This is a genomic window from Limnoraphis robusta CS-951 (assembly GCF_000972705.2).
In genome coordinates, this window is the sequence record NZ_LATL02000081.1 from 1 (window position 1) to 22,427 (window position 22,427).

A 22,427-nucleotide genomic window follows, 5' to 3' on the forward strand; every position below is an offset into this window, starting at 1 on the left:
CAGTTATTGATGGAAAACAAAAATTATCGCGGAACCCGCCCCTACAAGAATTTCAAGCAATCATCACTAGCAAATATTTAAGTATTTCCTATTAGACTTAAATTGAGGATGGTCGCTGAAAAATTCCCAATCAGCGATCGCAGACATTGACCCAAAATCGAGAAGGATTTAGGTTTGTCATTTTCTTGTCATTTTGTGGGGTTATTGTTGAAACCATAGAAGTTAGCCAGTCTCAACTGTCAACTTTGTAATACATCTGTTTTGACATCATTCTTTTTTGGAGAGTTCCCATGAAATTAGAAATCATCAGCACAATTGTACTCGGTGTGGTTGCGGCGACTGTTTTTCCTTCTGTTGTTCAAGCCAATAATGGTTCTTTTTCCGGTACAATTGAACGGGTTTGGGAAGATGGCTTCCGCTTGCAAAGTGAAAATCGGGGGATTACCGTTGATTCTTGGGATGTTTGCGGAGATCATACGACTCGTCATCTGTCAGCAGGGGAACAGGTGACTGTTGTGGGTGAGTTTGAGATGGGAGAATTTGATGCGTTTTCAATTACGAAAGCCGATGGTGTAGCCGTTTGTAAATAGCAATTTCGCTTCATTTTTCTGTTACAGCTTTCTATTTTCTAGGGCTGATCTTTTCTCATTGACTTGACTTTCTGTTTGGATTCAATTTGTGAAATCTATGGGTTTATCTCCTCGGCTTTTTCAAAAAGCTGAGGATTTTTGATCGCCCAATCTTGCCGAGGATTAAGTTGTCGGAAATTACAACGGATGAATTTACGTTTTTTTCAGATTAGTTATAAATAATAATTTTCCTCAAATTTATTCAAAATAATCACTCAGAAAAACCCGGCTTATCCAAAAAGTCTGGGTTCTGTTTTAATAGTTTTCTTCCTCCCTCAACCTCACCTGATAATCGCCCCATAAATCACCCCACTCAAGGTTGCCATAATTACCACTAACGCCACAAATACAACTGTTTTTTTCGTGCCAATAATATTGCGAATGACCAACATATTGGGTAAAGATAAAGCTGGCCCCGCTAATAATAACGCTAATGCTGGCCCTTGACCCATACCATTCCCCATTAACCCCTGTAAAATGGGAACTTCTGTTAACGTTGCAAAGTACATAAAAGCCCCAGCAAATGCAGCAAAGAAATTAGAAAATAACGAATTTCCGCCGACCGCCCATTGTACCCATTCTAACGGAATTAATGCTTCTTGACCCGGACGACCCAGTAAACCGCCTGCTATTAAAACTCCAATCAATAATAGAGGTAAAATTTGTTTCGCATACTCCCAAGACTCGGTGAACCATTCTCCCGCTTCGTCTTTGTTGGTACTGGTTAACCAAGATAATCCTATCATTGAAAAGGTAAACGGAACAAGAGGATAGTTAGAGAAACGCCAAGATAATACTATTGTCACGAGAACAATTAAACAAACTTTTCCGAGATTGAGATCAAACCAAGCGACTAAAATCGCTGATAAACCGAATCCTAATACTCCGGTTATCAACCATTTAACTGAATAAATACTATACCAAAATCCTGCTGTTGTACCGGGTTCTGCCCAATTAGCAAAGACTAAAATTCCGACTAATACCGCAATAAATAAAGCCGTTTGCCATAAGGGACGACTGTCTTCAACATCAGGTAACGTGAGTTCAGTATTCAGTTTTTCTAGTTCTTCTTGGCGGAACAAAAACGCCATTACAAAACCAATCACAAGACTAAAAATAATCGCACAAATAGCCCTCGCAACACCCAATTGCCAGCCTAATATTCTTGCTGTTAAAATAATTGCTAAAACATTAATAGCGGGGCCAGAATACAAAAAAGCCATCGCAGGGCCTAATCCCGCTCCCATGCGATAAATACTCGCAAATAATGGTAAAACGGTACAAGAACAAACCGCTAAAATCGTTCCCGATATTGAAGCGACTCCATAGGCAATCATGGGGTTTGCTTGAGGCCCCAAATACTTCATTACCGAGGCTTTATTAATAAAAGTCGCAATCGCTCCAGCAATAAAAAAAGCAGGAATTAAACACAATAAAACGTGTTCTTGAGCGTACCAACGAACGAGATAAAGCGCCTCCCAAAAGGCATTTTGTAAACGTTCAGATTGTTGTAAAATTTCAACAGGCAGATAGAAACATAACACAAACCCCAAAATCATTAGGGTGAGTGCTTTCCATTGCGATCGCCAAAACGCTGTTATTTGCATCGGTTCATCCTCCTATTTCTTGAAAGGGGACATTGATTTGATGCCCCCAGACTGATAAAAATTAAGCCGTTAAATAGGGTTGAATTTGTTCCGGTGTGGCAACTTTTCCCTGACTCACAACTTTGCCATTGACGACTAAAGCCGGAGTAGACATCACACCTCGTTCAGCAATTTTCATCGGATCTTTAATATGCAGCACCACCGCTTCTATGTTTAACGATGCGATCGCTTCTTTCACATTTTCTTCTAACTGATGACACTTCTTACAACCTGTTCCCAATATTTCAACGGTTAGTGTACTACTCATTATTTTGACCTTGATTTAAGACAATACATTCGTGAGTTGGATCGGGGTGATTTAAGTTTACTTCGCATTGTTCAACGAGCGGTAAAAGTTCCTCGTGCAGCATTTGCAGTTGAATCATTTGTTGTTCAATCTGTTTAATTTTGTTGATTAATCGCTGATGTAAAGCTTGACAAGTGAGTTTTTTTCCATCTTTTAGTGCTAAAATATCTTTAATCTCCTCAAGGGTTAATCCGAGAGATTTAGCTCGATGAATAAATAGGAGCCTTTCGATATCTTGTTCACTAAACAAACGATAGCCAGATTCGCTACGCTGCGGTGATGGAATTAACCCAATTCGCTCATAAAAATAAATCGTTTGGGCGTTAATTCCGAGTTTGCGAGAGACTTCACCCACTTGCAGCATGATCACCTTCTCGATTCAACTTGATCTTGATCTTAAACCTTGTACTATAGTATAAAGTCAAGGGATCAGCCTAAAAAAATTGCAAGAGTCTACAAACGGTTGTCAGTCTTGAGGTATGATTAAGTTCAACAGATCTGAGACTATATTAAAGCGATCGCTCGTTATCTCAAACTCAAAAATATGACCCCTGAAAATCCCCAATCTCAAATTCAAGCGGGGCGGTTAGCCATCCTGTTACATGAAGGTATTCTCGGTGCGACGGGTAAAACAGGACTGTCATTGCTGCGTTATTCTCAAGCTAATATTGTCGCAGTTATTGACCGAGACTGTGCGGGAAAGTCCCTCTCTGAATTAACCGGAATTAACCGAGATGTGCCGATTGTTGCTTCGCTTAAAGAGGCTTTAGCTTATAATCCCAATATTCTAATGATTGGAATTGCACCGTCAGGAGGGGCTTTACCGGAGGAATGGTGGCTTGATCTTGATGACGCTTTAGAAGCAGGATTATCAATTGTTAATGGATTACATACTAAATTAATTCCCCTAGTTGAACAACGACATAAAACGAATATTAACCAATTTCTAAAGCCTCAACAATGGATTTGGGATATTCGTCAAGAACCCCCCGGTTTAAAAATTGCCAGTGCTGCGGCGCGTCAACTCAGTTGTCGGCGAGTTTTAACCGTTGGAACGGATATGGCAATTGGTAAAATGTCAACAGGTTTAGAACTCAATAAAGCCGCCCAAAAACGGGGAATTCGTTCTAAATTTATCGCCACAGGTCAAGGGGGGTTAATGTTAGGAGAAGATGGCATTCCCTTAGACTCTGTACGAGTTGATTTTGCAGCAGGTGCAGTTGAACAAATGGTGATGCGGTTTGGAAAAGATTGTGATTTACTAATAGTTGAAGGACAGGGTTCGCTGATTCATCCGGGTTCAACGGCGACTTTACCCTTGTTGCGAGGAAGTCAACCGACTGATTTAATTTTAGCCCATCGTGCCGGACAAACCCATATTCGCAATCATCCTCATGTGGTTATTCCCCCTCTATCTCAGGTGATTGAATTATACGAAAAAATTGCCAGTGTGGGCGGTGCGATGCAATCTGCAAAAATTGTAGGAATTAGCCTGAATACTTATGGTTTAGCGGAAGATGTAGCTAGGGAGGCGATCGCGCAAATTCAATCAGAAACGGGTTTACCTTGTACGGATACGGTGCGGTTTGGGGCGGGTATTTTATTAGATGCACTACTAAAAAGGGAACAGGGAACAGGGAACAGGGAACAGTTTTTACAGTGATCAGTGTAGGGGCGGGTTCCGAATAGATTTATTGATCTTAGCAATAACCTGAGTGAACCCGCCCCGACAAAACCCTTGCCTATTGCCTTTAGCAAGATTGCCTTTTGCCTTCCTTCTCCCGATCATAAACCCGTTTATACTAGCCAATCGATACCAGATGGGTTAGTCTCAATAGTAGTGTGTGTGAGGTGGTTAAAAAATCTTATGAATGATGTGATGTTGTTGGGTGAATCTACTGCTAGCAAATTTCCAGTTTTAGGACTTCCCGTTCATCTGCATCATAATTATCATAACTGGTTGCTTAACCGTTTGTATAAAGGGTTAGGAACTCATGTGATTACTCTTAATGCTGAAATGGCAATGCAAGCTGATCGTGATCGCCATTTAGCAGATGTAATTCGTGGCGCTGAATTAGTTATACCCGATGGGGCGGGAATTGTTCTTTATCTACGCCTAAAAGGAAAACAAACACAACGCTGTCCTGGAATTGAACTGGCCGAGTCTTTCTTACAAAAAGTTGGTCAGCAAAATTTTTCTGATCTGGTTTTTTTCTATGGAGGAAAACCGGGAGTTGCTCAACGGGCGGCTGATCTCTTTCAACAAAAAATTCCCAACTTAGCGATCGCATCTTATCACGGTTATCTTTCTGCTTCAGAAGAAGAACAGTTAAAAGATACTCTAAAAGATTTACAACCGCGAGTGATTTTTGTGGGTTTAGGAGTACCGCGTCAAGAGTTATGGATTGCTCAAAATCGTCATTTATGTCCGGATTCAATTTGGATTGGAGTAGGGGGAAGTTTTGATATTTGGGCGGGAACAAAAAAACGGGCGCCGGCTTGGTTTTGTAACAATCATTTAGAGTGGCTTTATCGACTCTATCAAGAACCCTGGCGTTGGCGACGAATGATGGCTTTACCTCAGTTTGCAGTCAAGGCTTTACTGAGTTAATTATAGTTAATCATAACCTTGAAAGGCTGGAGTAGAGATCAGACTACTTCAGCCTATTCTTTAATCAAATTGCTGCTTGATTTGCTCTTGGTGTTCTCTGTGTCGAGCGTGTTTTTGTTTTTCTTCCTAAATTTAACTCGCTAATTGTTTAATATTCCCCGTCGGGATTGAAGCAATAAGCTGACGAGTATATTCAGTTTTAGGACGGTGATAAATGTCTTCAGCTTGACCGATTTCTTCGATTTTACCCCGATTCATCACCATAATGCGATCGCTAATAAATTTGACTACACTCAAGTCGTGGGAAATGAAGATATAAGTTAACCCAAATTCGGCTTGTAGTTCTTTTAAGAGGTTCAAAACCTGCGCCTGAACCGAAACATCTAAAGCCGATACTGACTCATCACAGATGATAAATTTAGGGTTTAAAGCCAAAGATCTCGCAATACAAATTCGTTGTCTTTGTCCACCGGAAAATTCATGGGGATAACGTCCCATCCAGTCTGGTTTCATTTCGACTCGTTCTAATAAATAAGCCACGCGATCGCGTCGTTCTTTCCCGGCTTTCCCGACTCCATGAATGAGCATCGGTTCCATAATTGTATCACCAATCGTCATTCTTGGATCGAGAGAACTAAAAGGATCTTGAAAAACAATTTGCATCTCTCGTCTTAACCCTTGTCGTTTTTGATGATATTGTTTTTGTTTTTTATAATTTTTAATTTTTTCCAAAACGGAAGCTTGAGAATAGAGTTTTGTAATATCTTCCCCTTGAAAAGTTACTTGACCACCGACAACGGGAATGAGTTGTAATAACGCTCTGGCTAAGGTACTTTTCCCACAACCAGACTCTCCAACTAAACCTAATGTTTCACCTTGATAAACTTCAAAGGAAACATCATTCACCGCCATCAATAGACGTTTCGTTTCCCCAAACATTCCCGCCACTTTGAAACCCACTCGCAGATGTTCAACCGAAAGTAAAGGGGTTGTCGAAGGTTGTCTCTCTTTTGTTTGATAATTCAACGCTTGAATAACATTTTTTTCAGCGTTCTTTTCTCGTATTTCTAACTCTCCGGTTGCCGTGATTTCAACATCCATAAAATCAGAAATTGTCGGCAGACGTTCAACTTGAATATCAAGGGGAGGACGACAGGCTAATAAACCTTTGGTGTAGGGATGTTGCGGGGTTAAAAACATTTCTCGAATTGTACCAGATTCAACAATTTTACCGCGATACATGACGGCGACTGTATCGGCAATTTCAGCAATGACTCCTAAATCATGGGTAATAAAAATCATCGACATTCCACGACGACTACAGAGTTCTCGTAATAACTCTAAAATCGTCGCTTGTACCGTCACATCCAGAGCGGTTGTGGGTTCATCTGCGATTAATAAAGTAGGGTTACAAGAAATGGCGATCGCAATCATTACCCGTTGCAATTGACCGCCTGAAAGTTCGTGGGGATAACGGTCAAGCATGGCTCGTTTTTGATCATTAACATATTCACTAAGTTCTCGTCTATCGTTTCGTTCTGCTTTGGCAGTTTTTTGAGTATTATTGACTGTATCGGCCGTAGAAAATTCGGCTTCAACTCGTGCGAGTAATTCTTCATCTGAAGGGAGAAGTTGAACTTCTTGAAGTAAAGAAGTCGCTTTCCACATCGCTTGTCGAGGCGAAACATCTTCATGTTGTTTAATCGCTTCTATGAGTTGAAATCCAATCGTATAAACGGGATTTAAAGAACTCATCGGTTCCTGAAAAATCATCGCAATTTGTCCGCCTCGAAATTTCTGCTTTTCTTGCGGTGACAATTTCAATAAATTGATTGCTTCGGAATTCGGCTGAGATTCGTTCAGATTGTTGCTGAAGCGAAACAAAATTTCTCCACTGACTTGAGAGGTATCGGGAGAAAGCAACCCCATGATGGCGAGAGAGGTGACGGATTTTCCTGAACCGGATTCACCGACAATACCGAGTGTTTGTCCGCGTTTGACTTGAAATGAAATATCGTTGACTGCTTGAACAACTTTTTCGTCACTTTGAAACTGAACTCGCAGATTTTTGACATCTAAAACAATATTTTGCATAGAAGCTTTAAACTCAATCTCTAAATTTTGCTTATTCTATCAACTAACCGCAGTAGAGATAGATCATTGACTACAGAATAGCTTAAACAGAGACAATTGTAGTAGGGTGGGTCAAATCCCACTGCTCTTGACTTAATCATCAGAAATTAATTTTTGACCCAGCCTACCCATTTTTGAGGTTTAGAGGGTCAAATCCCACTGCTCTTGACTTAATCATCAGAAATTCTTTGACCCACCCTACCCATTGTTGAGGTTTAGCATTGTTTAACCTCATCTGACCTCCGTGAAAATACTGAACTTTATCATCACAAAAAATTTTTAATTTTTCCGAAAATCTACTGATGGCATTCCTGTTTTTCAGAGGCAATAATGGAACCAAGGAAGCCAAAAGCTTGAGTAAAATTCATTAATTAAACTTTAGGAGAAACCAATGAAATTGAAGCAAGTTTTATTGACAATCACTGCTGCTGTTACCTTGTGTGCTGCTACTGCATTACCTGGATTGGCTACTTCTGCTCGTTTAACTGCTAGTGATCCTAGCGCTCAAATTAATGTTCGGACTGCACCAACGACTCAAGCTAATACTCCTCATTATGGTGTAGCCGGAGACTGGGTAGAAGTATTGAATGCTTCTGACGGAGGAGATGGATATATTTGGTATTATATTCGATTTTATCAATCCGGCGCAGAAGGCTGGATTCGTTCAGATTTCCTGTCTTTCTAATAACTTTATTCGACCATTGTTGTAACCTCTGTTGTGTTCCTTTCAGACTCGGAGAGGAATTTTTATTCTCGACCAATTTAGCGTAATTTTCACAAACAGGAGCGAGTTTAATGTTTAATCTCAATCAACTTTTTGGAGCGGCTGATTTAATTTCTGATTTGGCAGGTGCAAAAGAACGTAAAATTCGACAGATCAAGTTTTTTCGCGACAAAAAAGGAAGCATGGGAATCGCTTTTTTTGACAATCAAACCATTCACGGTGAATACTGGATTGAAAATATTATGGTTCCCCCAGAATACGAAACTACCTTCAAGGCTAGCGGGTATAAAATTGGGACTAAATATGATGTGTTTTTGTTTGGTTTGCAACCTTTCAGCGCCAATAAAGAAGTCTTAAAAACTCCCGGTGTTCAAAAACGTCTATTAAATATGATTTTTGAGGCGATGAAATAATTTCATCTGAGGACTTATTTAAAAACCCGGTTTCCCATGATTTACTGGGTTTTTGGGATGTACTTCATTAGGATGATTGCACTACCATTTGAGGTTTAGCGAGTTCCATAATATAATCATAACGAAAGTTATTCACTAACTCTTTTAAGGTATCTACCAATATTTTATTTTCTGAGGGAATGTGATCAATCAGTTCCAAAATTAATAAATCACTACAAGCTTGAGCGGCTTTATACAGTTCTTCAATCCACTCGTTCGGCATTGTTTCTAATGCCTCAATACTTGAGATAAACTGCATCTGTTCTGAATCTGAATAAGGATTGTAGAAGTTGAGGTTTTTCAATTGATCTTGAGAATAAATATACTGAATGTTTAAATGTTTTCCAATCACCTCTAATAGTTCTTCGAGTTTGAATGGTTTTCCCACGAAATCATCACATCCAGCCTGAAAAACAGCTTCTCTGTCTTCTTCAAATGCACTGGCTGTCAGTGCAATAATAATCGTTTGATTCTCCGTAGATAAAGCCTTAATCTGTAGAGTCGCTTCAAAACCATTCATTACGGGCATTCGGATATCCATTAAAATCAAATCCGGTTGCCAACTTGACCACATTTCAACAGCTTCTTGACCATTACTCGCTTCTCTAATTTCAAAGCCAATTTCTGACAGCAACTTGACGAGTAGCAAACGATTATTGGGTTTATCTTCGGCGATTAAAATACGAATTTTAGGTTGTTCGGATGCTAAACTTATAATCTTCTGAGAAGTATGATTTCTGTAATTTTCTGGCGGTTTTGTACAAGTGATTGGAATCTCAAAAGCAAAGGTACTCCCCACGCCGATTTGAGATTGTACTACTATTTCCCCTCCCATAAGTTGCACAAATTTCTGGCTAATAGATAATCCCAAACCAGTCCCTTCAGAAGACTTTAAACCCGTTTCAGTTTGAGAAAAGGCTTTAAATAAACGATGCAGTTCATTTTCAGCAATACCTGGGCCTGTATCGGAAACTTCAAAGCCAATTGTGAGACTATTTTCTGTTTGTCTATCTTTTGCTTCCTCAACTCTAAAGGCTCGTAATTTGACATCACCTGATTCTGTAAATTTAGTAGCATTGCCTAAGAGATTAATCAACACCTGACGCAATTTCTTTTCATCTCCTATCACCCATTGAGGTAATGTATTATCTAGTTCAAAACTGAGGGTTAGTCCTTTTGATTTTGCTTTCAGGCGCAGCATTTCTTCTAAATTTTCAAGCAGACAGATGAGATCAAAATCATCTTCTGTTAATGTCACTCGACCTGCTTCTATTTTGGATCTTTCTAAAATATCATTAATTAGTTGCAGTAAATGTTCACCTGCTCGACTAATAATATCAAGATGTTGGTGATGTTCAACTTTTATACTTGAGTCGTTATTCATGAGTTGAGCAAAGCCTAAAATCGCATTCAGAGGTGTTCGCAGTTCGTGACTCATTGAGGCGAGAAATTCGCTCTTGGCACTGTTAGCTGCATCTGCTGCTTCTTTAGCTTGCTGAAGTTCTATGGCTTGCTGCTGTGTTTTAGCAAATAATTCGGCTTGTTGAACAGCTACCCCTAACTGACTGCCAATTTGGGTAACAATTTTAATTTCTGCTTTTGTCCATTCTCTCGGCGTTCCATTTTGATAGGCGCAGAGTAATCCCCACAAATTTGTTCCGCAGAAAATGGGTGCAATGGTATAGGAACGAGCTTGCAATTGCTCTAATAAATTCAGATAACATTCATCAAATCCGGCTGTATAAATATCTCGTACAGAGCGATAGTAACTTTTTCCCTGGCGATAAAATCCGCCTTGCTTTTCTTTTAGATAAGTATCTTCTATCAAAGCTTCGCCACTATCCAGTAGTTTCGCCACACAATTTGTTTGATTGACTGTCACTTGAGTTAAATAGGATTGCTCTTCTGTAGCGGGTATTAATTTTGTCCACCCTGACATGACAGACTCAGCAATGACTTCTCCACTCCAGTCGGGGTTGAAACGATAAACGAGAACCCGTGAACAACATAAGGCTTGTCGAAGTTCTTCAGTCGTTGCATTAAATATGGTTTCAAGTTCGAGGGTTTCGCGCATTCTTTGCATGACTTGAACAATTGATCTTTCTCGTTTCGCGCTTTCTTGTAAGGCTTGTTCGACTTGTTTCCGCTCGGTAATATCAGTGTTAGAACCCACCATGCGATAGGGTTTATTGTTGTTATCCCACAGCGCAACACCTCGACAAAGAATCCAACGAATATTTCCGGGTTTTGTAATGGCTCTAAACTCGACTTCGTAGTAAGGAATTTCTCGATTGATATAACGTTCTAAAATGCCAAAAATTCGCTCTGAGTCGTCGGGATGAAGAATTTTTTTAAAGGATTCCACATGGTTAGGGAGTTCTTCCTCAAAATAACCTAACATCGTTTTCCAACGGGGCGAAAAATAAGCTTTTCCGGTTTCAATATCCCAGTCCCAAATCCCATCATTTGCCCCTTCTACCGCGAGGGAAAATCGTTCTTCTGAGGCTCTTAAAGCGGCTGAGGTTTGCTTTTGTTGGGTGATCTCACTAACGGTACAAATAACTCGTTCAACGCTGCCATTTTCTGCAAGTTGTGGAGTGGCGTTAACTAATAGCCATTTACATTGATGAGTCGGTTCTGATTCACAAATTCCAATGATCACGTTTCGGATCGGTTGACGTTGATTAATCGCGGATTGTACGGGAAGTTTTTCTTTTTTAAAATCACTGAGATCTTCTTGGATAAGATGCCAATTTTCACCAAATTTTTGAGGATTTTTAGCTTCTGCTGGCAGCTTTAATAAGCTTTGTGCGGATTGATTACTAATCAGGATTTCTGCACGATTATTGAGGAGTAATACGCCGACTTGCATTTCTTGAATCAGCATCTGAAAGCGGCGTTCACTTTCTGCTAAAGCTTTTTCTTGTACTTGATGCTTATTTAATTTTTGGTTTAAAAAACTAGCGACTACAACGATCATTAACGAAAGCATGATCAAGTTGTTGTTAGAGTCCGTGAAAATTGTTGTTATGATTTCCATCGATTGTCATTCCAATAAGTTTTTAATTGATGTGTTTATTCTAAATATATCAAATTTTCTTGGTATTTGTTTAAAGCATAATGATTATAACTTTCATAAAATTACGGTTAATAAAATATTTTATCGCCAAAATTTTAGTTAATTTTTATGAAGACCCTCGGCGAGTTTTTAACTTGATTTAACGCTCAAAAAAGCCTAAAGATTTGAGGATATTTTTAAATTTATATAAAGTAGTGGGGGATAAACTGACTGGTATTTTGCGTAATCGGAGTTTGATCTTCTCGAATCCCAATCCCAGCAGGTTGATCACCTACAATCCATGATCCAATAACAGGATAATAACGGTCAAATTGAGGCAATGGGCAGTAGGATTGATAGATCAGGGGTTCGTCTTGATAGATGCCATCCGTTTGATAGGAGCGATCGCCATAATAAATATTAATGTTAGCACCTTCACGGGAGAATATAGGTTTACTCAGGTAGGGATGAGAAAGTTGACTGGAGTCAAAATAGGCAGGTAAGAGGTTAGGATGATCCGGGAAAAGTTCCCACAAAATAGGCAGAATTGCTTTATTGCTGAGAATCATTTTCCAGGCGGGTTCTAACAGCAGCATCGGTTCACTTAAAAGATGTTTTCCGAATTCATCCTCAATCATCCATTCCCAGGGATAGAGTTTAAAGAGTGCTTGAATGGGATAATCTTCTAAGTCACAAAAGCACTGATCATTAGAGTTCCAACCCATTTCGTCAATATAAAGATGTTTGGTTTCAAAGCCAGCTTGAATGGCGACATCTCTCAGGTATTCAACGGTTCCGAGGTCTTCTGCGGTATCACGTTCACAGGTAAAGTGTAGATATCTTTGGGTTGGAGATAAATTAAAATAGATTTGTTGGAATTGTTCGAGTAGTTTTTCGTGAATGGAGTTGAACTGATCAGCGTCGGGGAAAATTTCTTCTAACCACGTCCACTGAACGATGCTAGCTTCAAGTAAGGCGGTGGGAGTATCGGCGTTGTATTCGAGAAGTTTGGGGGGATGGATGCCATCATAGACAAAATCAAAGCGACCATACAGGCTGGGGTCGCCCCGTTCCCAGGACTGGCGACAGAGTTGAAAAAATTCGGGCGGAATGGAAAGTTGAGTGTAACGGTTTTCGGTAATAATGCAGTCAACGGCTTCTAGACAAAGCTGATGGAGTTCTTGGGTTGCGGCTTCGAGTGAGTCTATTTGTTCAGACGTAAACTGATAACAGACGCTTTCATTCCAGTAGAGTCCATCGAGATTGTAATAGTGAAATCCAACCTCATCGCATTTTTGTTCCCAGTTGGGACGGGGTTTGAGGGGGATGCGTTTCATAGAAGACCTTCTTCTGTATATATATAGTTTTGATCATAAATTGATGTTGTTGGAGTTAACCGCCTCGGCTCCCAGTACCCACTCGTCCTCCTGAACCAAACCCTCCTCGTCTAGTATTCCCAACGGATGAACGGGAGCGGTTCGGGGAACTTGAACGACCGAATAAACCGGAACGAGGTGGAGGGCTGGTTCTAACTCCAGCGTTAACAGGAATCACGCGAGGAGGACTGTTGTAGGTGCGGTAATAATAGTAGTTGCCGTTACGATATCGGTAGTAGGGGCCGTAATAATAACCGACGGGATAGGAGTTATCGGTAATGGGTTCACAGAGTTCGGGTTTACCCCATTCTTGCTGACAGTCTGGCAGGTTGCGGTACACTTCTCGTCTTTTATTAGAAGATTCGCAGGCTTTCAGACCGACTGATGCGATCAAAACGAGGGTAATAACTGCGGTTTTTCGGGATTTGCGGGGAGTTGTTTTATCCATCATCAGCTTACCAAAGCTTCTTCCTTCAGCTTAACCTATGACCCGCTCAAGAATAAATAGCTCAAATGCTAGTCTAATAAGGGTTTGAGGGGATTTAGTTGAAGCATAATGTAACGAAATGTTAAAAAAACAGCGCTATAGCAGCATAACGTCTTGACATCTTTGAGAAATACCTTTATCTTTAAATACATACCCGGGTACACAAGTTCACTGTCCTATGCAAAGCAAGCAAAAGGTAACGTTATATATTCCGCCCCAACTGCATCGCAAACTCAAAATTAAAGCGGCAGTTGAATCTGAACCGATGTCTTCTCTAGCTGAAAAAGCAATTATTTTCTATCTCAATAATCCAGAGGTAGTGGATGAATTGGAAGCATCGCATGGGCAAACTCATCGGGTATATTCTTGTCCCGAATGTGCCAATTCTGTTGTTATCAGGGATGGTGAGTTAGTTTCACTGAGAAACCAACCCAGCATACTAACCGAAGATCAACTGGATCTTCAACAGGTGCAACAGGTTGATACTCCCCCAGCTCAACAAGGAGAAGAAAAGCTGGTTCCCTGTTAGTTCGATAAACTCTCGATCGCAGTTTGGGCGCTCCTGTCGTGTTCAGATTTGAGTGAAAGAGTTAAAATTAATCCTTCACACCAAATGTTGTACCGTCTCTAATGGATCGAGGACTATGCAAGAAGAATTAGGAATCTTAATTGAAGCTCGATATCCTCTGATCTACCTCGTCACATCCGAGGAGGAGCGGTCTGAGCAGACAATCGCCAAAATCGCACAAGCCAAGCGTCAGCGAGAAGTTTATATATGGACAGTTACCCGTGGCTTAGTCAAATACGATCAACCGCGCACAACTGTTCAGTCAAATACAGTTTCTCCCCAGGCGGCAGTTGAATGGGTGATTCGGCATCGAGAACCCAATGTTAGCGGCAGTATTTACATTTTCAAAGATTTGCATCCCTTCAAGGATTCTCCAGAAGTGACCCGGTGTTTGCGGGATGCGATCGCCAGTTTTAAAGACACCAACAAGACTATCATTTTGATGTCTCCGGTACAAGAAATCCCCATCGAGCTAGAGAAAGAAGTTGTTGTTTTAGACTTCGCTCTACCCGATATGAAGGAGCTTAACCAGGTGTTATCCGCTCAGTTAGAGCAAACCCGTTCCCGTAAAATCAGTACAGAAACACGGGAGAAGTTGTTAAAAGCAACGCTCGGGTTAACCCGAGATGAGGCGGAGAAAGTTTACCGTAAAGCTTACGTCACCGCCAGTCGTTTAACAGAAACAGAAGTCGATATTGTCTTATCCGAGAAAAAGCAGCTAATTCGGCGCAACGGAATATTAGAGTATATCGATGTGGATGAAACGATTGATGCGGTTGGAGGCTTAGAAGAACTCAAACGCTGGTTAAAACAACGCTCTAATGCGTTTACCGAACGAGCCAGAGAGTACGGTTTACCACAGCCCAAAGGAATGCTGATATTAGGGATACCCGGTTGTGGAAAGTCTCTAATTGCGAAAACCACCTCTCGGTTATGGGGTTTACCCCTGCTGAGATTGGACATGGGCCGAGTCTATGATGGCTCAATGGTGGGTCGCTCTGAGGCGAACTTGCGAAACGCATTGAAAACAGCAGAATCCATTTCACCCGCGATTCTGTTTATCGATGAGTTAGACAAGTCCTTCGCAGGCGGTTCAGGTTCAGCCGATTCTGATGGCGGAACATCTAGCCGGATTTTTGGTTCATTCCTCACCTGGATGCAAGAAAAATCCTCACCTGTGTTTGTGATGGCGACAGCCAACCGTGTTGAACGGCTACCGGGAGAGTTCTTGCGGAAAGGACGATTTGATGAGATTTTCTTCGTTGACCTTCCCACCAAAGAGGAACGGCAAGATATTTTCAAAATTCACCTGTCCAAACGACGTTCAGAAATTGACCGCTTCGACTTAGATCAGTTGTCTACGGTTTCTGAAGGGTTCTCTGGGGCAGAAATTGAGCAAGCGCTCGTCGCTGCAATGTACGAAGCTTTTGCTCAAGATCGAGAGTTTACGCAGCTTGATATCATCGCCGCCATTAAAGCGACACTACCTCTGTCGAAAACGATGAACGAACAAGTGACTGCCCTGCGCGATTGGGCTCGTCAGAGGGCGCGGCCAGCTGCATCTTCCGTCGCTGAATATCAGCGTATGGAATTTTAAAAGCTTTCTCCTGGTCCAAACAGGAGGAAAGGCTAGCACATTAAAGGCTAGCAGTTTCTAAAAAGAACGCCGCTCTTGTGATCAGCGTCTACGCTACAGGTTCAAGAGGGCATCCGTTAAAAGCCAAAACCGTTGTTGTTTCGTTTTCAGTTCCACTAGGAGGATATCACAATGTCTCATTTCAGCACTCTGCGTACCAAAATCTCTGATGCCGAAATCCTGAAGACTTCTTTACGCGATTTAGGGATCTCTGTTAAAAGCAACGCAGATGTTCGTGGCTACAACGGCCAACGTGTACGCGCTGACTTAGTTGCAGTTCTCGAAGGCGAATATGATTTAGGTTGGTCTCGCAATAGCGATGGTACTTTCGACCTGATCGCTGACCTGTGGGGCGTTGCTAAAAAGCACAACCAAACTGAATTGATCAATGCAATCAACCAAAAATACGCTGTTAACAAAACTCTGTCTGAAGTTAAGCAGCGTGGTCTGCAAAATGCAAACGTTAAATTGATCGTTCAAAAATAGTCGCTCTGAGCGTTCCCAAGCTTGCGGGTTAACCATACGGGTTAGCCCGTTTTTTTGTGTGAAGAAACTCACCACGCTCGACACGCTCGACACGAAGATTTTTGGATTTTGCTAAGATTACCAAGGGCTACCGATGAGAGTAAAACCTGCCCAGTAAAACGGATGATTTAGGCTAACATCACCTTGAACGGCAATTTCTGGGGGTAACTCCACATCTGCGGTAATGGTCTTTTTCTGATAGACTAATTTTCCATCTTCTAAACGAACTTTCCCTTCTAACATTGCCAGTTGAGCTTGTCGGAGGGCTTCTGCTTTAATGGGACTCTGTAACAACGCATCATAAAATGTACTCATCAGTCCCAAGGTTCCCACATCACTCACGTACCACAAACTCGCGAGGGCTGACTTAACACCCGCTTGAATGGCGAGTCCTGCAAAGCCTAATTCGGCATCTTCATCGCCGACTGCGGTGGTACAAGAACTCAAGACTAATAGTTCGACGGTTGGTTGATCTAAGCGTAACTGACGCAGTTCATCTAACCATAATTTTTGATCCCAAAATTGAATATAAGAACGGTTTGCACCCCCTGCTAAAAACTCCCCATGCGTAGCTAAATGAATAATATCAAATTGTTTTTGTTTGCGTTGGCTGGTGAGATTATCAATGGTAAATTCTTCGTTGAGAAATGATTGACCAGGCCATTGATTTTCCTGTACAATTAAACTCAATTCAACGGGAACAGCAGGCAGGGGGGCTTGAGTGGGGTCGGTAAATTTGGACGCTCCCATCGCCAGAACTTTTGAGTTTTTCAGGTTAACATAGCTGGTATCGGTTAAACTCAAACTGGGAATTAAAGCTAAACTATAATTTTCTAAGAGAAACTTTTCGCCGTCGTATAATGCAGCAATGGGTAAGGTTCTTAACCCCGCATCCATCGAAAAAATTAACGTTTTAACTTGATGTTTTTCTAACTCAGTTTTTAAGGGTAAAATCAACCAATCATAGAGTTTTTTTCCGGTAATTTTATATTCAGTATCACTTAAACTCTTTGGGGTTCTAATTTGATTGCTAAACTCTCGAACCACTTTTAACAGTTCTTCTCGTTTGATGTGGGTACTTTTAAATAAAGGTTGACCATCGGGTAAAACTAATCGCATTTCTAATTGATTCGCTTGCATGGAAACATAAACAATAGCAGGTTTATGTCCGGTTAGTTTAGTAATATCGCTGAGAGTCTGACGAATACTTTGATCACTAACTGGATTTTTATTGAGGTTTTCACCAAAATATTTAATAAATTCCTGACCGCGAAATAAATCAATTTGTAAGACGGATGACGTCAAGGAAGATGTCGCCATTTGATCGGCTGAAATCGTTGTTCCTTGGAGTTGAATCGGAATATTTTCAATATTTTGAGATAATTCTTCGTTATTACCTAAATTTCCCTCTTCTGTAATCACATTTGTTGATGAATCTAAATCTTCATTAACTGAAACCTCACTAGAAGAAGTAGAGGGATTTTCGGTTGTGGCTTCTAGTACATTATCTTGAATAACGGGTTCTTGATTTTCTGAGGATTGATTGGGATTTTCTGTCGGAATATCATCTTGATTAGATTCGGGTTGTTGAGGAGGATTTACAGAGTTATTTGCAGTAGGTAAGGCTGTTATTTCTCCATTGGTAATTGCCCCAACTGTACCGTTTAAACTCGGATCGCCAATCTCAAAGATGTTGCTTGTAGATTGCGGTAAAATGATGTTTCCTGCTTCATCAAAACCAATGGCAGATAAACTCGCTTCTATTTGATTTGCGGCTGTAAATGTTCCGGTTGCCCGAAAGAAACGCTGGGTATTAATTTCAATATTTCCTCCGGTTTTAGCGGCTTCTGTGTTAATCGAAATTACTTCAATATCATTAGGAGAAACTAAGCGAATATTTCCCCCATTTCCCTGAGAAGAACGGGCTTCTAAGGTTCCTGTTTTAATGCGATCGCCGGACTGAAGGGTAATATTTCCTGCATCTTCAGTTGTGGCTGAAGTTATATTTCCCGTAACAATTTCACCCTGTTGACTGGTTAAGTTAATGTCTTGATTTGAAGTGATATTACTGGTTTGTATGCTGCCATTTGCCCGAATATTTACACCTGTCAGATTGCTATTTTGATTGGTGCTAATATTCCCTCTAACAATGATATTACTCTGTTGACTGACGAGATTTACTTGAGGATTTTCTAGGGCTGAATTGGACACAGAATTTGAGGAAATGCGGATATTTCCGGTTTCAATGGCTTCTGCGGCTTGCAGATTAATCTCAGCCTCAGATTGTAAATTTCCGGTGGTAATTTGACCGCTTGTACTGGTTAATTGCAACGTTTGACCTGTGGTATTAATATTGCTTAGAAATAGGTTTCCATCGGCTTTGATTTGAATACTTGCATTATCAACCCCTGTAATACTTCCTTGTGCAACGACAAAACCGGGAAAATTAGGTGCTTGCAAAATCACGGGATCACGAAATGTAATATCTCCCGCTATTGTCAGAGGACTGCTACTATTTTCCCGACCAATTGTAATCAATTCAAACCCATTGGCGAGTGCATTTAAGTCTGTACCACTCAATTCTAAAGCTTCTGTATTTCCCTCATTTCCTAACGTAATTGCTTGTCGGTTATTGTAGGGTTGTAAGACTAAAAACCCATTGCCAATAATGGAGTTATTTCCACCAACGAAATCAATCTCATTGGCTGTTAATTGTATTGTTGCTGCTTGGTTTCCTGTATTTTGAATTTGTCGGGAAATAATTCGTCCTGACTGACTGGTGATCGTAATATCTTGACCATTTGTCATCAAATTTCCCAAGCTAATATCATTCAACGCATTTAAGGTCAAACTAGCATTATCTACCCCCGTCAGCGTATAAGGACTACCGGATGAAGTTGTTCCCATATTAATTCGACCAAAAGGAGATTGAATCAAAATTGGGTCTTGAACCGTCACATTTCCAACAATTGAAATCGTTCCTTTACTATCAGGTCTGCCGATAATAATTTGAGAAAAACCATCTTGGAGAGTTGACATTTCATCGCTTGTCAAATTCAAGGTTAAGCCCGAATTATTACTGCGATTTGCAATCATAATATCCTGGGCATCTGTTGCGGGTTGTAGAATTAAAATTCCCGTTCCTTCTACTAAATTTGTGAGGTTAATCTCATCACTGGTCAGGGTAATATTGCCGTTTAAACTGGCTGAGTTTTCCCCTGACCCTTGTAGGCTGTTATTATCAAATGAACCTGTCCGAATAGTCTCCGCAGAGATTTCGACTTCGGCTTCTAAATTAATATTTCCTCCGGCACTTCTTCCCTTGGCATTAACTGAATTTAAACTCAGTCTTTCAGGAGTTTTAACTTGAATATTTCCGCCCACACCCTCAGCAGAAGTCGCATCTAAACTATAAGAATCGGATGAAAAATTAATATTTCCTTCCTCACTATTAATCGTAATATTTCCCGCTTGCTGCGAACCCGAAGTATTGATTAAATCTATCTCAATATTTTCAACGGCATTCACAGTCACATCACCCGCTTTACCCGAAGTAGAATTCAAGGTTTGAGTCGAAAGTTCACCTGTTTTAATGCGATTTCCACTCTCAAGATTAATATTCCCACTACTATTTAAACCATTGGTTTGTAAATCGGCGGTCGAAATTTCTCCTTGATTTGTTGTGATTGTAATATTTCCACCCTCCCCCAAAGTATTAGCGGCAGAAAGTTGACCTGTTTCAATCTTTCCATTAAAATCCGAACTTAGAAAAATATTACCGCCATTGGTTGAAATCTCGCCAATTTCAATATCCACTCCCGTAATGGTAATAGACCCGCCAGCCGTTTGAATGGTATCATCAGAACTCATAACAAATGATCCGGTTCCATCCCCATCTGCATCGGCGGTAAACGTGACTGATCCGGTTGAAGCTTGAAAATTCAGTTGATTGTCTGCAAGGTCATTAATCGTAATATTATCTCGCGCTTCTAAAACAATATCGGCAGTTTCCCCAATTCGTTCTAACGTGGTTTCTGAAATGGTAAACTCTGAAGGATTATTCTCGGCTAAAATTTGATTATCTCGCAGAGAATTTTCATTTTCTATTGCTTCATTTCCATCAATAATGGTAATATTAAGGGGATCTAAAAGCAACGTTCCAACACTTCCATTTACCCCTCGCAAATCGACGTTTCCTTCTACGGTTAAATTCCCATAACTGGAGATTTCCGCAAATCCCCCATTTCCGGTAACACTCTGGGCGCTAATATTCCCAAAAAACCGAGTCTCTAAGTCTGACCAAATAATAATCTGTCCAGCATTTCCGGTGACTTCGGCATTGGCTAAAATAGAGGAATTACGATTAATAAACGTATGATTGGCATTGGGAATTAAACCACTTCCTCGCTGATCTCCGCCTATTCTGACGGTACCTCCACCATTCACCCCTGAAACGTCTACTTTTGCATCGACTAACCCGACGGTTTCCCCGATGATATTAACGTTTCCGGCTTCTGCGGTGGTATTTCCTGAAACGACGGCGACACCGCTAGAATTAGGAATTTCTGTTCCTGAATTTGTTAATTGTACCCGACCATCGGCCAGTACCGTCACTCCGGTTGCGTGGTGGCGATCGCCTCCGGTTAACAGTTGTGGTAAGGATAAAGCCGCAATTTCCGGGGAATGACTCCCCCCGTTTACGCTTGTTACTTCTAAATTGAGTAAATGTCCGCTTTGGCTGATGCGGAGAATTTGTTCACCGGGAATGGCGGCGATGGTAATTTTGCCACCAGGGGCGCTCAATTCTCCTGTATTAATAACATTATTTCCTAATAAGCTGATATTTTCTCCGGCTGCTACTGCAAGCTGACCTGCATTAATAATACTTCCTGATGAGGTTGTTGAGAAGCGAAAAGCGTTGGGACTGTCCACTAAGTTGGTATAGTCATTACTTCCAATGGCGTTAAACCAATTGGAACCGAGTCCAATTCCTGTCGCAGTTGTGACGGTAAAAGAACCGGGAATATTTAAACTTGCACCTGATCCAAAGATTACCCCAGCCGGGTTCATTAAAAATAAATTAGCATTTCCGCCCGTCACTTGAATTAACCCATTAATAACAGAAGCATTTCCCCCGACAACTCGAGTTAAAATATTCTGAATAGAATTGTTTGATAAAAAGTTGGCAACTTGTCCAGACTCGACATTAAACTCGGTGAAACTATGAAATAAATTTGCCCCATTTCCCGACACCTTCCCCCCTTCAATGTTAGTCTGATTTCCCTGTTGATTTGTTACCGTATTTGTGCTGTTGGGTTCAGGAATAATCGGTTGAGCAACAACTTTTGTTGATTTGAAGGAAGAGAGGATTTTACATCGCCCGAGATCGGGAAATTCAGAAGTATCCAAAACGAAAAGGAGCGTTAACGGTAGGGAGAATAGGACTAGCTTAAAGTCTAAGCTGCGGTTCATCTAAAATCCTCCTGGGAAATTCCCGTATCAACCAGTTTAACAGTAAAAGTTACAACGATACTCCTGATTTAATATCACAAATCTTGCTAAACTTCATCTGTAAATGGGTTTACTTTTTACATTACCTTGATGCTGTAGTTCGTTATAGTAGATAATAGCCATTGATGCAAATTAACCGATTGAAACCACCATCATGCGTTTGATTGGCTTAACTGGGGGAATTAGTACAGGAAAAACGACGGTTTCTAACTACTTGGCCCAGACCTACTCATTCCCCATTTGGGATGCAGATGTCTATTCTCGCGAAGCCGTGCAACCGAACTCCCCTGTGTTGCTAGCCCTTGTTGGTCGGTATGGTACTGAGATTTTACTCTCTGATGGTAGCTTAAATCGTCCGCAACTTGGTAGTATTATTTTTAGTAGCTTAACAGAACGTCACTGGGTCGAGCAGCAAATTCATCCGGTTGTCCGCGATCGCTTTTGTGAAAATATTCAACAGTTTCAGCATCAAGCGGATAAAAATGCTACTGCTATTTTAGGGGTTCCTCTGTTATTTGAAGCTGAAATGACTGATTTAGTGACAGAAATTTGGGTGGTTTATTGTTCTCCCTCTCAACAGCAGTCACGTTTGATACAACGCAGTAACGGTTCTTTGACTCCCGAACAAGCTCAAGCGAGAATTGACAGCCAGATGCCTCTTGAGGAAAAATGTAAAATGGCAGATGTGGTGTTGGATAACTCCTCAACTTTGGAGGTTCTCTGGCAACAAGTCGATGATGCGATCGCCAGAACCATCTAAAATA

Annotated in this window: 17 protein-coding genes; 9 read left to right on the forward strand and 8 right to left on the reverse strand. The window is 40.9% G+C overall.

The window, feature by feature from the left end:
• Window positions 1-290: 290 nt before the first annotated feature.
• Window positions 291-590 (forward strand): hypothetical protein, encoded by a 300-nt coding sequence (locus WN50_RS07040; RefSeq protein ID WP_046279833.1) that lies wholly within the window; start codon window positions 291-293, stop codon window positions 588-590.
• A gap of 320 nt (window positions 591-910) precedes the next feature.
• On the opposite strand, the gene WN50_RS07045 is transcribed toward WN50_RS07040, so the two are convergent.
• The 3 genes from WN50_RS07045 to WN50_RS07055 form a co-directional block, all read right to left on the reverse strand.
• A complete protein-coding gene (locus tag WN50_RS07045; RefSeq protein WP_046279834.1) occupies window positions 911-2,236 on the reverse strand; it encodes a permease in 1,326 nt (441 codons plus the stop codon).
• A gap of 61 nt (window positions 2,237-2,297) precedes the next feature.
• On the reverse strand, window positions 2,298-2,543 hold the full coding sequence (locus WN50_RS07050; RefSeq protein WP_046279835.1) for a thioredoxin family protein: 246 nt from the start codon (window positions 2,541-2,543) through the stop codon (window positions 2,298-2,300).
• Window positions 2,536-2,946, reverse strand: a complete 411-nt coding sequence (locus WN50_RS07055; protein ID WP_046279836.1) for a heavy metal-responsive transcriptional regulator — start codon at window positions 2,944-2,946, stop codon at window positions 2,536-2,538. Before WN50_RS07055 ends, WN50_RS07050 begins: the two co-directional genes overlap by 8 nt.
• A 180-nt stretch (window positions 2,947-3,126) precedes the next feature.
• Here WN50_RS07055 and WN50_RS07060 point away from each other — a divergent pair, with 180 nt between their 5' ends.
• A complete protein-coding gene (locus WN50_RS07060; RefSeq protein WP_049558560.1) occupies window positions 3,127-4,245 on the forward strand; it encodes an N-acetyltransferase DgcN family protein in 1,119 nt (372 codons plus the stop codon).
• Between the two features lie 204 nt (window positions 4,246-4,449).
• Window positions 4,450-5,193 (forward strand): WecB/TagA/CpsF family glycosyltransferase, encoded by a 744-nt coding sequence (locus WN50_RS07065; protein WP_152964736.1) that lies wholly within the window; start codon window positions 4,450-4,452, stop codon window positions 5,191-5,193.
• 132 nt (window positions 5,194-5,325) lie between these two features.
• Here the strand turns inward: WN50_RS07065 and WN50_RS36855 are convergent, their stop codons facing one another.
• Complete coding sequence (locus WN50_RS36855; RefSeq protein ID WP_046279442.1) at window positions 5,326-7,287, reverse strand: ABC transporter ATP-binding protein; 1,962 nt, start codon at window positions 7,285-7,287, stop codon at window positions 5,326-5,328.
• Window positions 7,288-7,717: 430 nt separating this feature from the next.
• Between WN50_RS36855 and WN50_RS07080 the strand changes: the two genes are divergently transcribed.
• On the forward strand, window positions 7,718-8,011 hold the full coding sequence (locus tag WN50_RS07080; RefSeq protein WP_046279444.1) for an SH3 domain-containing protein: 294 nt from the start codon (window positions 7,718-7,720) through the stop codon (window positions 8,009-8,011).
• 110 nt (window positions 8,012-8,121) lie between these two features.
• Window positions 8,122-8,463 (forward strand): hypothetical protein, encoded by a 342-nt coding sequence (locus WN50_RS07085; RefSeq protein ID WP_046279445.1) that lies wholly within the window; start codon window positions 8,122-8,124, stop codon window positions 8,461-8,463.
• 67 nt (window positions 8,464-8,530) lie between these two features.
• Here WN50_RS07085 and WN50_RS07090 read toward each other — a convergent pair whose 3' ends face one another.
• The 3 genes from WN50_RS07090 to WN50_RS07100 form a co-directional block, all read right to left on the reverse strand.
• The gene (locus WN50_RS07090) at window positions 8,531-11,542 is read right to left on the reverse strand and encodes a response regulator (protein ID WP_053221453.1); all 3,012 of its coding nucleotides are present in this window, start codon (window positions 11,540-11,542) and stop codon (window positions 8,531-8,533) included.
• Between the two features lie 221 nt (window positions 11,543-11,763).
• A complete protein-coding gene (locus WN50_RS07095) occupies window positions 11,764-12,897 on the reverse strand; it encodes a glutathionylspermidine synthase family protein (RefSeq protein WP_046278446.1) in 1,134 nt (377 codons plus the stop codon).
• A 55-nt stretch (window positions 12,898-12,952) separates the two neighbouring features.
• Window positions 12,953-13,387: a hypothetical protein gene (locus tag WN50_RS07100; protein WP_235440865.1), complete on the reverse strand. Its 435-nt coding sequence runs from the start codon at window positions 13,385-13,387 to the stop codon at window positions 12,953-12,955.
• A 214-nt stretch (window positions 13,388-13,601) separates the two neighbouring features.
• Between WN50_RS07100 and WN50_RS07105 the strand changes: the two genes are divergently transcribed.
• The 3 genes from WN50_RS07105 (at window position 13,602) to WN50_RS07115 (ending at window position 16,113) form a co-directional block, all read left to right on the forward strand.
• A complete protein-coding gene (locus tag WN50_RS07105; RefSeq protein WP_046278448.1) occupies window positions 13,602-13,952 on the forward strand; it encodes a slr0373 family blue light stress response protein in 351 nt (116 codons plus the stop codon).
• 115 nt (window positions 13,953-14,067) lie between these two features.
• On the forward strand, window positions 14,068-15,588 hold the full coding sequence (gene ycf46 / locus WN50_RS07110; protein ID WP_046278449.1) for a stress-responsive protein Ycf46: 1,521 nt from the start codon (window positions 14,068-14,070) through the stop codon (window positions 15,586-15,588).
• A gap of 171 nt (window positions 15,589-15,759) precedes the next feature.
• Window positions 15,760-16,113 (forward strand): DUF1257 domain-containing protein, encoded by a 354-nt coding sequence (locus WN50_RS07115; RefSeq protein WP_046278450.1) that lies wholly within the window; start codon window positions 15,760-15,762, stop codon window positions 16,111-16,113.
• A gap of 117 nt (window positions 16,114-16,230) precedes the next feature.
• On the opposite strand, the gene WN50_RS07120 is transcribed toward WN50_RS07115, so the two are convergent.
• Window positions 16,231-21,624, reverse strand: a complete 5,394-nt coding sequence (locus WN50_RS07120; protein WP_053221454.1) for a CHAT domain-containing protein — start codon at window positions 21,622-21,624, stop codon at window positions 16,231-16,233.
• A gap of 193 nt (window positions 21,625-21,817) precedes the next feature.
• Between WN50_RS07120 and coaE the strand changes: the two genes are divergently transcribed.
• On the forward strand, window positions 21,818-22,423 hold the full coding sequence (coaE, locus tag WN50_RS07125; RefSeq protein ID WP_046278451.1) for a dephospho-CoA kinase: 606 nt from the start codon (window positions 21,818-21,820) through the stop codon (window positions 22,421-22,423).
• The last annotated feature ends 4 nt before the right edge of the window (window positions 22,424-22,427 follow it).

Coding starts and splice junctions, on each gene's coding strand:
- WN50_RS07040 (WP_046279833.1), top strand. CDS start 291: ATGAAATTAGAAATCATCAGCACAATTGTACTCGGTGTGGTTGCGGCG.
- WN50_RS07045 (WP_046279834.1), bottom strand. CDS start 2,236: ATGCAAATAACAGCGTTTTGGCGATCGCAATGGAAAGCACTCACCCTA.
- WN50_RS07050 (WP_046279835.1), bottom strand. CDS start 2,543: ATGAGTAGTACACTAACCGTTGAAATATTGGGAACAGGTTGTAAGAAG.
- WN50_RS07055 (WP_046279836.1), bottom strand. CDS start 2,946: ATGCTGCAAGTGGGTGAAGTCTCTCGCAAACTCGGAATTAACGCCCAA.
- WN50_RS07060 (WP_049558560.1), top strand. CDS start 3,127: ATGACCCCTGAAAATCCCCAATCTCAAATTCAAGCGGGGCGGTTAGCC.
- WN50_RS07065 (WP_152964736.1), top strand. CDS start 4,450: ATGAATGATGTGATGTTGTTGGGTGAATCTACTGCTAGCAAATTTCCA.
- WN50_RS36855 (WP_046279442.1), bottom strand. CDS start 7,287: ATGCAAAATATTGTTTTAGATGTCAAAAATCTGCGAGTTCAGTTTCAA.
- WN50_RS07080 (WP_046279444.1), top strand. CDS start 7,718: ATGAAATTGAAGCAAGTTTTATTGACAATCACTGCTGCTGTTACCTTG.
- WN50_RS07085 (WP_046279445.1), top strand. CDS start 8,122: ATGTTTAATCTCAATCAACTTTTTGGAGCGGCTGATTTAATTTCTGAT.
- WN50_RS07090 (WP_053221453.1), bottom strand. CDS start 11,542: ATGGAAATCATAACAACAATTTTCACGGACTCTAACAACAACTTGATC.
- WN50_RS07095 (WP_046278446.1), bottom strand. CDS start 12,897: ATGAAACGCATCCCCCTCAAACCCCGTCCCAACTGGGAACAAAAATGC.
- WN50_RS07100 (WP_235440865.1), bottom strand. CDS start 13,387: ATGATGGATAAAACAACTCCCCGCAAATCCCGAAAAACCGCAGTTATT.
- WN50_RS07105 (WP_046278448.1), top strand. CDS start 13,602: ATGCAAAGCAAGCAAAAGGTAACGTTATATATTCCGCCCCAACTGCAT.
- ycf46 (WP_046278449.1), top strand. CDS start 14,068: ATGCAAGAAGAATTAGGAATCTTAATTGAAGCTCGATATCCTCTGATC.
- WN50_RS07115 (WP_046278450.1), top strand. CDS start 15,760: ATGTCTCATTTCAGCACTCTGCGTACCAAAATCTCTGATGCCGAAATC.
- WN50_RS07120 (WP_053221454.1), bottom strand. CDS start 21,624: ATGAACCGCAGCTTAGACTTTAAGCTAGTCCTATTCTCCCTACCGTTA.
- coaE (WP_046278451.1), top strand. CDS start 21,818: ATGCGTTTGATTGGCTTAACTGGGGGAATTAGTACAGGAAAAACGACG.